Origin of the sequence: Acidovorax sp. (assembly GCF_016783915.1) — a bacterium.
Lineage (GTDB): Bacteria > Pseudomonadota > Gammaproteobacteria > Burkholderiales > Burkholderiaceae_C > Acidovorax.
Genome location: NZ_JADHVT010000004.1, coordinates 93,066 through 103,280, shown reverse-complemented (window position 1 = coordinate 103,280; position 10,215 = coordinate 93,066). Strand labels below are relative to the sequence as shown.

10 protein-coding genes are annotated in these 10,215 nt (G+C 65.6%); 2 read left to right on the top strand and 8 right to left on the bottom strand.

Translation table 11 applies throughout. The features are described 5' to 3' along the window. Window positions 1-222: 222 nt before the first annotated feature. Genes ISS20_RS02090 through ISS20_RS02075 form a run of 4 tightly spaced genes read right to left on the bottom strand, consistent with a single transcriptional unit; the run spans window position 223 to window position 3,264 of the window. Window positions 223-843 (bottom strand): SMI1/KNR4 family protein, encoded by a 621-nt coding sequence (locus ISS20_RS02090; protein ID WP_291433226.1) that lies wholly within the window; start codon window positions 841-843, stop codon window positions 223-225. Between the two features lie 20 nt (window positions 844-863). Next, window positions 864-1,331, bottom strand: a complete 468-nt coding sequence (locus ISS20_RS02085; protein ID WP_291433224.1) for a GNAT family N-acetyltransferase — start codon at window positions 1,329-1,331, stop codon at window positions 864-866. A gap of 19 nt (window positions 1,332-1,350) precedes the next feature. After that, window positions 1,351-2,766: an FAD-binding oxidoreductase gene (locus ISS20_RS02080; RefSeq protein WP_291433222.1), complete on the bottom strand. Its 1,416-nt coding sequence runs from the start codon at window positions 2,764-2,766 to the stop codon at window positions 1,351-1,353. A gap of 57 nt (window positions 2,767-2,823) precedes the next feature. After that, window positions 2,824-3,264, bottom strand: coding sequence for a DUF2069 domain-containing protein (locus ISS20_RS02075; RefSeq protein ID WP_116749480.1), 441 nt, complete (start codon window positions 3,262-3,264; stop codon window positions 2,824-2,826). Window positions 3,265-3,285: 21 nt separating this feature from the next. On the opposite strand from ISS20_RS02075, the gene ISS20_RS02070 reads away from it, so the two are divergent. Continuing rightward, window positions 3,286-4,536, top strand: a complete 1,251-nt coding sequence (locus tag ISS20_RS02070; RefSeq protein ID WP_291433217.1) for a YihY family inner membrane protein — start codon at window positions 3,286-3,288, stop codon at window positions 4,534-4,536. A 104-nt stretch (window positions 4,537-4,640) separates the two neighbouring features. Here the strand turns inward: ISS20_RS02070 and ISS20_RS02065 are convergent, their stop codons facing one another. The 3 genes from ISS20_RS02065 to ISS20_RS02055 form a co-directional block, all read right to left on the bottom strand. Beyond that, window positions 4,641-4,988 (bottom strand): Mpo1-like protein, encoded by a 348-nt coding sequence (locus tag ISS20_RS02065; RefSeq protein ID WP_056743649.1) that lies wholly within the window; start codon window positions 4,986-4,988, stop codon window positions 4,641-4,643. 161 nt (window positions 4,989-5,149) lie between these two features. Next, on the bottom strand, window positions 5,150-5,968 hold the full coding sequence (locus ISS20_RS02060) for an alpha/beta hydrolase (protein WP_291433215.1): 819 nt from the start codon (window positions 5,966-5,968) through the stop codon (window positions 5,150-5,152). Window positions 5,969-5,970: 2 nt separating this feature from the next. Continuing rightward, entirely contained in the window at window positions 5,971-7,281 is a 1,311-nt protein-coding gene (locus ISS20_RS02055; protein ID WP_056743725.1) for an O-acetylhomoserine aminocarboxypropyltransferase, read from the bottom strand. A gap of 158 nt (window positions 7,282-7,439) precedes the next feature. Here ISS20_RS02055 and ISS20_RS02050 point away from each other — a divergent pair, with 158 nt between their 5' ends. After that, a complete protein-coding gene (locus ISS20_RS02050; RefSeq protein WP_015013536.1) occupies window positions 7,440-7,889 on the top strand; it encodes a CBS domain-containing protein in 450 nt (149 codons plus the stop codon). A 63-nt stretch (window positions 7,890-7,952) separates the two neighbouring features. On the opposite strand, the gene ISS20_RS02045 is transcribed toward ISS20_RS02050, so the two are convergent. Next, the gene (locus ISS20_RS02045) at window positions 7,953-10,190 is read right to left on the bottom strand and encodes an EAL domain-containing protein (RefSeq protein ID WP_291433209.1); all 2,238 of its coding nucleotides are present in this window, start codon (window positions 10,188-10,190) and stop codon (window positions 7,953-7,955) included. Window positions 10,191-10,215 lie beyond the last annotated feature (25 nt).

The window sequence follows — 10,215 nt, the reverse complement described above, 5'->3', positions numbered from 1 at the left end:
CGCCTTGGCTATGTGCCGCATGGAGCGGGGCAAACCTGGGCGGGGCTAAAGGCACAGCCAATGCGCAAGGTGTTGTGACGTCACCTTTTCTGCAGTGGCGTTGCCCTTCGTGTCACGGACGGGAGGGCGAATGTTCTAGTAAAAATGGCCTCTGGCGCCCAATTTATATGCGCTGAAAGCTCTCATTTTTATAGCTATGGGTGCTCCCACCCCTGCCGCAGCTCACACGTCGGTACGCACCCGGTGGCCCTGGTTGTCGCTCATTTCCAGAATCCACCACTGTGCCCCCGTGTCCTTGTCGATGAAGCGCATGTGCGAAGCGATGTTGGCCAGCGTGGGGCTGTCGAGGTGGAGGAGGCGCTGCACATAGTCCACCAGGTCGTCAGCCACGTGGGTGAATTCAAAACCGTCGTGGTCGAACTCGAACACCTGGCCGGCGCACTCGCCATCGGTCGCCATCAGGATGTAGTTGCCCGAATGGGGTGTCTCGCCAATCACTTGGCAGTGCTCGATCCAGTCGGGCAGGATCTCTTCGCGTTCTTCGTCGCTCAGGTGTTCTGTCCAGCCCTCAAACGCCTCTTGCAGCGTGGGCCATTCAGCGGGTGGGGCGATGTAGCGGGCGGCGTCGCCCGAGTCGGCATCGTGGTACAGCAGCACGCCGCCGAACGTGGCGTAGAAAGCGGCGAGCTGGCCCACACCGGGCAGGGGGGCATCCAGCGCAGCGGGGGGCTGGATGTGGTGCTGAAAATTCACCGTTTTGGTCTCTTGCGGCTTGTTGATGCGCTCACAGGAGAACGTGCCTTTGTGTTCGGCGATGGCGCGGTGCAGATCAGGCAGTGTCATGGGCGGACCTTGTGTGGCTGTCAAAGTTCTTGTGCGTACACGATGAAACCATGGTGCTTGGCCAGCTTGTCATATAGCTGGCGCCCGGCGGCATTGGTCTCGTGGGTTTGCCAGTACACGCGGGAAGATCGGGCGGCGCGCGCTGCGCCGTACACCGCTTCGATCAGCGCCCGTCCCACGCCCCGGCCGCGCGCGGCTTCGTGGGTGAACAGGTCGCTGAGGTAGCACACGGGCTCGATGCGCGTCATGCTGCGGTGAAACAGATAGTGCGTGAGGCCCAGGAGTTCGCCGGTGGCATCGTCCTGCGCCACCAGGCAGAACATGGGCTCTGCCGCGTCATGAAACCGCTGCCAGGTGGCTTGCGTGATGTGCTCAGGCAGCGCGGTGGCGCCAAAGCGGCCGTAGAACGCGTTGTAGCCGTCCCAGAGCGGTCGCCAGGCGGCGTAGTCTTCGGGTTGAACCGGGCGCACAGTCACGGCAGCGGTCATGGGTCAGCTTTCTGTGGGTTTACTGCAGCACGCGCTTCGGGTTCATGATGCCCTGCGGGTCCAGCGCCTGCTTGATGGCGCGCATCATGCCAAGCGCCACGGGCGACTGGTACTTGGCGAGCTTGTCGGCCTTGAGTTCGCCGATGCCATGCTCGGCCGAGAACGAGCCGCCAAACTCGGCCACGGCCTCGTACACCAGGTGGTTCACATGCGCCTCGTGCTCGCGCAGGAAGGCCTTGGGGTCGCCTTCTGCCGGTGCCTGCACGTTGTAGTGCAGGTTGCCGTCGCCCAGGTGGCCGAAGTTGACCAGGCGCACGCCGGGGATCTCGCGCTGCAGCACCGCGTCGGTGTGGGCCACAAAGGCAGGGATGCGCGAGATCTGCACCGAGATGTCGTGCTTGATGTTCAGGCCCTCTTCGGCCTGGGCGAGCGGAATGCTCTCGCGGATGTGCCACAGCTGGTGCGCCTGCGTGAGGTTCTCGGCCACCACGGCGTCGGTCACGCAGCCCATTTCAAACGCGGTCTCCAGCAGCGATTCAAACCGTGCACGCGCGTGTTCTTCGGATTCGCTGTCGGAGTTTTCGAGCAGCACGCACCAGGGCGCGTTGTCGTCGCCCAGAAAGGGCACGCGCAGCTGCGGCATGTGTTTGCCCACCAGGCTCAGCGCAAACTGGCCCATTACCTCAAAGCCCGTGAGGCCCGCGCCCAGCTGCTTGTGCGCCAGGCCCAGCAGCGCCACGGCGTGCTCCATGGATGGCACAGCGGCCCAGGCGGTGAGGCGCGCGGCGGGCTCGGGGTAGAGCTTCATCGTCGCGGCGGTGATGATGCCCAGCGTGCCTTCGCTGCCGACGAACAGGTCGAGCAGGTCGTAGCCGGTGTTGTCCTTGCGCAGGCCCTTGAGGCCGTCCCACACCTCACCCTGCGGCGTGACCACTTCGAGGCCCAGGCACAGGTCGCGCGCATTGCCGTAGCGCACCACCTGCGTGCCGCCTGCGTTGGTGCCCAGGTTGCCGCCAATGGTGCAGCTGCCCTCGGCAGCGAGGCTCAGAGGGAAGAGCACGCCGGCCTTCTCGGCCACGTCCTGCAGGTTCTGCAGGATGCAGCCCGCTTCTACCGTCATGGTCAGGTTGTCGGTGTCCACGCTGCGCACCGCGTTCATGCGCGTGAGGCTCAGCACGATCTGTGTGCCGCTGTCATCGGGCGTCGAGCCCACGGCCAGACCGGTGTTGCCGCCTTGCGGAACGATCGCGGTGCCCGCTGCCGCACAGGCCTTGACCACAGCGGCCACCTCTTGCGTATTGGCAGGGCGCACCACGGCCAGGGCCTTGCCGCGTACGCGGCGGCGCCAGTCCTGTTCCCAGGCGGTGAGATCGCCTTCGTTGAGCACATGGGCGGGGCCGACGATGGTGCGCAGGGTGTCGAGCAAGGTGGTCATGGGTGAAGCGACGGGTTCAGTGGGTTGATCGGGTAGCGGAGGGCTGCGACATGGGCATCAGGGGGCGGGTGGCGCTGCGCTGGCTTCCGCCGCAGCGGCGGCTGCCTTGGCGTTGCGCTGGCGCACGCGCACATGCAGCGTGCAGGCGGTGAACAGCACGAGGCACAAGGCCACTTCGCCCCAGGCCAGCCATTGCGATGGGGGCTTGTCGCCCCAGCCGCGCACCACGCCTTCGGTGAAGTACAGCCAGATCACCAGGCTGACCCAGCGGTAGGTGTACATGCGGTTTTTCAGGATGCCTGCCAGCGGGATGCACAGCGGCAGGGCCTTGATCGCCAGCCAGGTGCCGCCTGGGCGCAAGGGGGCCAGCACCAGTTCCCAGGCCAGGCACAGAACAATCAGGGCGAGCAGGCTGCCGGTGGCTACCCAGCGTGTGGCGGCAACGCCGTTGTCGGACGGTGTGAGAGGGGAGGCAGGGGCGGTGGGAGAGTCGGTCATTGGGGTGGCATCATATCGGCCATGCCTTTTTCCATACAGACAGTAGCGTCGCGCACCGAGGCGTTGATCAATGAGCTGTCGCACTTCCCATGGAAGACCACGGCCCAGACGCTGCGTGAGCGCTTTCGTGAGGACCACCTGGGCCTCACGGCCAGCAGCCTCACCTTCACCACCATCCTGGCGCTGGTGCCGTTTTTTACGGTGGCGCTGGCGGTGTTCACCGCATTTCCCATCTTCGGCAAGCTGCAGGACGCGCTGCAGGGCTGGCTGGTCAGCAGCCTGGTGCCCGACAGCATCTCGCGGCAGGTGCTGGGCTACCTCACGCAGTTTGCGGCCAAGGCCAGCAGCCTGGGGGTGGCGGGGTTCAGCATCCTGCTGGCCACGGCGCTGGCACTGATCCTGACCATCGACCGTACGCTCAACGACATCTGGCGCGTGCAGCGCCTGCGGCCGCTGGGACAGCGTGTGCTGATCTACTGGGCGGCTATCACGCTCGGCCCGTTGCTGATGGGCGCGAGCTTGGCCCTCACTTCGTATGTGATGTCGGCCTCGGGCGGGCTGGTCAAGCGCCTGCCGGATGGCGTGCAGTTGCTGTTCGATTCGATCCAGTTTGTGGTGCTGGCGGGCGGCATGGCGTCGCTGTACCACTATGTGCCCAACACGCCGGTGAAATGGCGGCACGCCTGGACGGGCGGCTTTTTTGTCGCGGTGTGCATCGAGCTGGCCAAGAAGGTGCTGGCGGTGTACCTGGGCAAGGTGCCCACCTATTCCGTGGTGTACGGCGCGTTTGCCACGCTGCCCATCTTGCTGGTCTGGATCTATGTGGCCTGGGTCATCGTGCTGCTTGGGGCGGTGGTGACCGCGTACCTGCCCAGCCTGCTGGCGGGGGTGGCACGGCGCGGCACGGTAGCGGGCTGGACGTTTCAGCTGGCGGTGGAGGTGCTGCAGGCGCTGCACCGTGCGCGCCAGCAGCCCATCAAGGGCCTGCGCCCCAGCCAGCTGGCCCAGTTGCTGCGGGTCGATGGATTGCAGCTGGAACCCGTGCTGGAAGCCCTGACCGCGCTGGACTGGGTCGGACAGGTGGCCGATGCTGCGGTGAGTGCAGCCGACGTGCCCGAGTCCCGCTATGTGCTGCTGGCCGACCCGGAAAGCACCTTGCTTGCGCCCCTGGTGCAGCGCTTGCTGCTGCAGCGCGTGGACAGCCTGGGGCCGCTGTGGGTCAACGCCAGGCTCGAAAGCTTGCGCATGGCGGATGTGTTGCAGGCGCGTTAACCGGGGTGGATGACTGCCTTCAAGTGGCGGCTCATTGCTATATAAATAATAGCTAAAGAGGCAGGTTGCACTAGCGTTTCCAGCCTCTTGGGCTTCAAGTCATCTCACAGGGGCACTTTACCCGTCCAGATGTCCTTGTACATGACCCAGTCGCCCATGAAGCTGTACAGCGGGCGCTTGAAGCTGGCGGGCTTGTTCTTTTCAAAGCCGAAGTGCCCCACCCAGGCAAAGCCGTAGCCGCAGAGCAGGCCGTATAGCAGGTACTGGGGCTTGCCCGTGGCCACCAGCATGGCCAGGCAGACCAGCGTGAGCGTGGAGCCCACAAAATGCAGGCGGCGGCATGTGCGGTTGCTGTGTTCGCTCAGGTAGAACGGGTAGAAGTCCGCGAAGCGCTTGAAGGCCCGAGGGTCCGTGCTGGGCGCTGGTTGCGGGGTGGCAGTCTGGGTGGTCATGGCGTTGTCTCCGGGCGGCGTTGGGGCTCTGCCCGCGTTATACGCCGTGGCCCCGGTGCGCACCAGCGGGGCAGTGCGGGTGTGGTGTCGCCAACGGGTCTGCCGCTTTGAACGGGTTCTGAAGGCCCCGGCGGGCCTGCCAGCGCGCCGGGGTTTGGGAGTCACCGGGCCAGGAAGTCCCGGATTGCGGCCAGTGTCTCTTCAGGCGCCTCGGTCATCTGGTTGTGCCCCACGGGCAGATGGGCGGTCTGCACCTGCTTGCCCGCCGCCTGGGCGGCCTTGACGAGTCCCTGTGCGGCCTTGGGCGCCGTCATCTGGTCCTGGCTGCCCAGCGCAAACAGCACGGGGCAGGTCAGTTGCGCCATGGCCGCTTCGCCACCGGCATAGCTGTCACAGGCCACAAATCCCCGGTGGAACACGTTGACTGCCGTATTGCTGCGCAGCACCTTGCGCCCCAGCGCCATGCCCGCACCAAACACCCAGGTGCCCGGGCCCAGGGCCGACGGGGGCGCAGACAGGGTGCTGCGGGAAAACACATTGACCATGCGCATCGCCTTCTCCGGGTCGGTCTGCGAGGCCTCGATGAGTGCGGGCGACACCTTCATCGGGAAGGCGGTGCCCACCAGCACCAGGTGGCTGATGCGGTCCTTCAGGCGCGCAGCGGCTTCCATGGCGATGAGGGAACCCCAGCTGTGGCCTACCAGCGCCGCGCGCTGCACGCCCGCGGCATCGAGCAGCGCGCCGATGAAGTCCGCGCCTTGCTCCACCGTGGCGGGGGCATCGCCGCCACTGCGGCAGTGGCCGGGCAGGTCGATGGCCAGAACGTTCCAGCCGTGGTTGGCCATGTAGCGGCTTTGCAGGGCCCACACGCTGTGGTCGTTGAGCACGCCGTGGATGAACACCACGGTCGGTTTGGCGGCATCAAATGCCTTGCCGCCGGTGTAGCAGTAGATGGCGGCACCGTTGACTTGGATGTGCATGGTCAGGCCCCCGCCTTTTCTGCGGCTTTGAGCGCGCGTTTCAGGTCGTCAATGAGGTCGTCGGCATCTTCGAGGCCGATGGACAGGCGGATCGTGCCCTGGCTGATGCCTGCGCCCGCCAGCGCTTCGTCGCTCATGCGGAAATGCGTGGTGCTGGCCGGGTGGATCACCAGGCTGCGGCAGTCGCCCACATTGGCCAGGTGGCTGAAGACCTTGAGGGTTTCGATGAACTTCTTGCCCTGCTCGCGGTTGCCCTTGAGGTCAAAGCTGAACACCGAGCCCGCACCGCGTGGCAGCAGCTTTTGCGCCAAGGCATGGCTGGGGTGAGACTCCAGCAACGGGTGGCCCACGCGCGAAACGAACGGCTGCGCGGCCAAAAATTCGACGACCTTCTCCGTGTTGCGCATGTGCTGCGCCATGCGCAGCGGCAGGGTCTCGATGCCTTGCAGGATGAGCCAGGCGGTGTGCGGGCTCATGCAGGCGCCAAAGTCGCGCAGGCCCTCGCGCCGCGCGCGAAGCAGAAAGGCACCCACGGTGCTCTCTTCGGTGAACACCATGTTGTGAAAGCCGTCGTAGGGCTGCGTCAGCTCGGCAAATTTGCCGGCCGACTTTGGACCGTCCCAGTCAAAGCTCCCTCCGTCCACCACGATGCCCCCCACCACCGTGCCGTGGCCCGAGAGGAACTTGGTGGCCGAGTGGTAGACCAGATCCGCTCCATGTTCAAAAGGCTTGATGAGCCAGGGCGAGGTCAGGGTGGAGTCCACCAGCAGCGGCACGCCGGCCTCGTGAGCGATGGAGGATACGGTGGGGATGTCCAGCACATCCAGGCCGGGGTTGCCCACAGTCTCGCCAAAAAACAGCTTGGTGTTGGGGCGCACAGCGGCGCGCCAGCCGTCGATATCGCCGGGCTTCACAAACGTGGTCTCGATGCCGAAGCGTGACAGCGTGTAGTGCAGCAGGTTCTGCGATCCGCCATACAGCGCCGTGCTGGCCACGATGTGGCTGCCCGCGCCCATGAGTGTGGCGATGGCCAGGTGCAGCGCGGCCTGGCCGCTGGCGGTGGCGATGGCGCCCACGCCCCCTTCCAGGGCGGCCACGCGCTGCTCCAGTACCGCATTGGTGGGGTTGCTGATGCGGCTGTACACATGGCCGCCGCGCTCCAGATTGAAGAGGGACGCGGCGTGGTCGCTCGACTCGAAGACGAACGAGGTGGTCAGGTGGATGGGCACGGCGCGCGCGCCGGTGGCGGGGTCGGGGCTGGCGCCTGCGTGCAGCGCCAGCGTGTCAAAGCCGGGGTCGGAGTAACCGGGCATCTGTGTGTCTCCCATGTTGTCAATGCAGGCGGGCATTGTGGGCTATATTTGCCGACAAACAGCCTGCAGCACCTGGGCAACCCCAGCGGATGTGCTGGTGTGTGCGGGCCCACACATACTCTTTCCGATTCTTCCCGATCCCCCGGAGACTCCGCACCATGAAAGTCAGCGACATCCTTCGCGTCAAAGGCAACACCCTCTACACCGCATCGCCGGACGAGCCGCTGGCGGGTGCCGTGAGCCTGATGGCAGAGCGCGACATTGGCTCGCTGGTGGTGATGGAGCATGGCGACCTGGTGGGCATGCTCACCTTCCGCGAAGTGATCCAGGCGCTGGTCAAGAACGGCGGCAGCGTGGGCACGATGCTGGTGCGCACGGCCATGGACGATGCGCCCCTGACCTGCACCCTCGAAACCGACATGGACGAAGTGCGCCGCATGATGCTGGACCGCCACGCACGCTACATGCCCGTGATGGACCGCCGCATGCTGATGGGCGTTATCAGCTTCTATGATGTGGCCAAGGCCGTGGTGGACAGCCAGAACTTCGAGAACAAGATGCTCAAGGCCTACATCCGGGACTGGCCGGAAGAAGAACCCCGTACCTGAGGTTGTGGGCAGGGCGCGAGGCCCGCGCCCCGGCATGACGGCACAGATGTGTCTCTAGCCAGGTCAGCGATAGGGGCGAGGCGCCTGGGCGCAGAGCCAAGCCTCGATCTCATCGGGTGGTAGCGGCTTGCCGAACAGGTAGCCCTGCATGACCGGGCAGCCGTGGGCCTGCAGCCACTGCTGCTGGCCGGTGGTCTCCACCCCCTCAGCCACCACCACCATGCCCAGGCTGTGCGCAATGCTCAGCACCGACACCGTGAGGGCGCGCGCCGTGGCGCTGGTGGTGAGGTCCTGCACAAAAGCCATGTCGAGCTTGAGCTCGCTGATGGGCAGGCGGTGCAGGTAGCTCAGGCTGGAATAGCCGGTGCCGAAGTCATCCAGGGACAGCTTGAAACCCTGGTGGTGCAGGGCCTCGATGTTCTGCAGCGTGACGGGCCGCGCATCCATCATCACACTCTCCGTGATCTCCAGCAGCACATCGCTGGCGCGCAGGCCATGGCGCTGCAGCGCATCGCCGATCTCCTGCGCAAATTCGGGCCGGTGGAAGCTGCGGCCCGACAGGTTGACGGCCACGCAGGGTACATCGTGGCCCGCAGCGCGCCAGGCCGCCAGCTGGCGGCAGGCTTCGTCCAGCAACCACAAGGTCAAGTCATGGATCAGGCCGGCGTCCTCGGCCACAGGGATGAACTGCGACGGTGGCACCATGCCCCACTGCGGGTGGTTCCAGCGCGCCAGAGCCTCCACACCGTGCAATATGCCGGGGGAGCCGCTGAGCACCTGCGGCTGGTAGTGCAGCGTGAGGCTGCGGTCGGACAGTGCCTGCTGCAGCGCACGCTCCAGCGAGGCGCGCTCCTGGGCGCGGCGGTTCATCTCGGCGCTGAACAGCTGCAGGCTGTGGCGATGGTCGCTCTTGGCCTGGTGCATGGCCTGGTCGGCATGGCGCAGCAGGGTGTCGATGGTGTCACCATCGTTTGGAAACATCGCAATGCCGATGCTCGCGTGGGGCACGTGGGTCTGCCCAAAAATATCCAGCGGCTGGGCAATGTCGTGCAGCACACGGTGGGCGCTTTGCACGGCCTGTTCGGTGGTGCACTCGGACAACAGCAGCACAAATTCGTCACCCGACAGGCGGGCAATCAGGTCGCGGGCGCGCAAGCCCTGGGTCAGTCGCTGGGCCACTTCGCTCAGTAGCAGATCACCCGCAGCGTGCCCCTGGGTGTCATTGACCTGCTTGAACCGGTCCAGGTCCAGATACAGCAGGGCGCCTGTGTGGCCACTCTGCCGCAGGTCGGTCAGTGTGCGTTCGGCGCTGTTCCGAAAGAGTGCGCGGTTGGGCAGCCCGGTCAACACGTCAAAAAACGCCAGCTGGTGGATGCGCTGGTGCGTGCTGTCGCGTTCGATGGCCAATGCGCACAGGTGCAGGCACACATCGACCAGGCGCTGATGCAGCGCGTCGGGTGCGCGCGGCTCGCGGAAATAGAACGCGAAGGTGCCGATCGGCTGACCCCGGTGGTCACGGATGGGGCTGGACCAGCAGGCGCGCAGGCCGCTCGGTGCAAACAGGTCACGGTAGTCGTCCCAGAGCGGGTCTGTGGCTATATCGGTGACCACCACGGGCGCGTTGCGGAAAGCCGCGGTGCCGCACGACCCTGCCGTGGGGCCAATGGCCAGTCCGTCCAGCGCGCGGCTGATGATGGCTGGCAGGCTGGGCGCTGCCAGCGGGTGCAGCCGGCCCTGTGCGTCCACCGCCAGGATGGTAGCGGTGACCTCGGGCGCAATGCGTTCGACCTCGCGGCAGACCAGTGCCATCAGTTCGGGCAGGGGCAACTCGTTGACCATGCCTTCGAGCACACGCGTCTGCAGCACCTCGTGCATCTTGGTGAGCGTGATGTCGGTCAAGATCGAGATGCTGCCTCCCGGTCCGCCCGAGCTTTCGTCGGACGCATTGATCACCAGCGACACCCAGCGCGGTTGCCCCGCCTTGCTGTAAAGCAGGGTGTCCGTACGAAAACTGCCTTTGGTCAGCACATTGCCCCGGATGCTTTCGAGGAGGTCCGGATCGGAGTGGGGGCCCAGCAAGACCTCGCTCAGGTGCCTGCCCAGCACCTCGGCGGGCTGGTAGCCAAACAGCCGTGTGAACCCTTCGTTGATGTAGACCACCCGTTTGGCGCTGTTGGTCAGGACGACGGCGTTGTCGCTGGCATCCAGTGCGCGGCGAAGCGGTGCATCTGCCAGTGCGGCAGTCAGAAGGGTGCGGGACGGCGATGTTGGACCCGGAGAGGGTGGCGCGAGGGCGGGCATGTAGATCCCAGAAATCGATGGTTAC

Excerpts from the sequence above, each read along its gene's own strand:
- ISS20_RS02065 (WP_056743649.1), bottom strand. The coding sequence starts at position 4,988 with ATGACCACCCAGACTGCCACCCCGCAACCAGCGCCCAGCACGGACCCT.
- ISS20_RS02090 (WP_291433226.1), bottom strand. The coding sequence starts at position 843 with ATGACACTGCCTGATCTGCACCGCGCCATCGCCGAACACAAAGGCACG.
- ISS20_RS02070 (WP_291433217.1), top strand. The coding sequence starts at position 3,286 with ATGCCTTTTTCCATACAGACAGTAGCGTCGCGCACCGAGGCGTTGATC.
- ISS20_RS02080 (WP_291433222.1), bottom strand. The coding sequence starts at position 2,766 with ATGACCACCTTGCTCGACACCCTGCGCACCATCGTCGGCCCCGCCCAT.
- ISS20_RS02050 (WP_015013536.1), top strand. The coding sequence starts at position 7,440 with ATGAAAGTCAGCGACATCCTTCGCGTCAAAGGCAACACCCTCTACACC.
- ISS20_RS02055 (WP_056743725.1), bottom strand. The coding sequence starts at position 7,281 with ATGCCCGGTTACTCCGACCCCGGCTTTGACACGCTGGCGCTGCACGCA.
- ISS20_RS02060 (WP_291433215.1), bottom strand. The coding sequence starts at position 5,968 with ATGCACATCCAAGTCAACGGTGCCGCCATCTACTGCTACACCGGCGGC.
- ISS20_RS02045 (WP_291433209.1), bottom strand. The coding sequence starts at position 10,190 with ATGCCCGCCCTCGCGCCACCCTCTCCGGGTCCAACATCGCCGTCCCGC.
- ISS20_RS02085 (WP_291433224.1), bottom strand. The coding sequence starts at position 1,331 with ATGACCGCTGCCGTGACTGTGCGCCCGGTTCAACCCGAAGACTACGCC.
- ISS20_RS02075 (WP_116749480.1), bottom strand. The coding sequence starts at position 3,264 with ATGACCGACTCTCCCACCGCCCCTGCCTCCCCTCTCACACCGTCCGAC.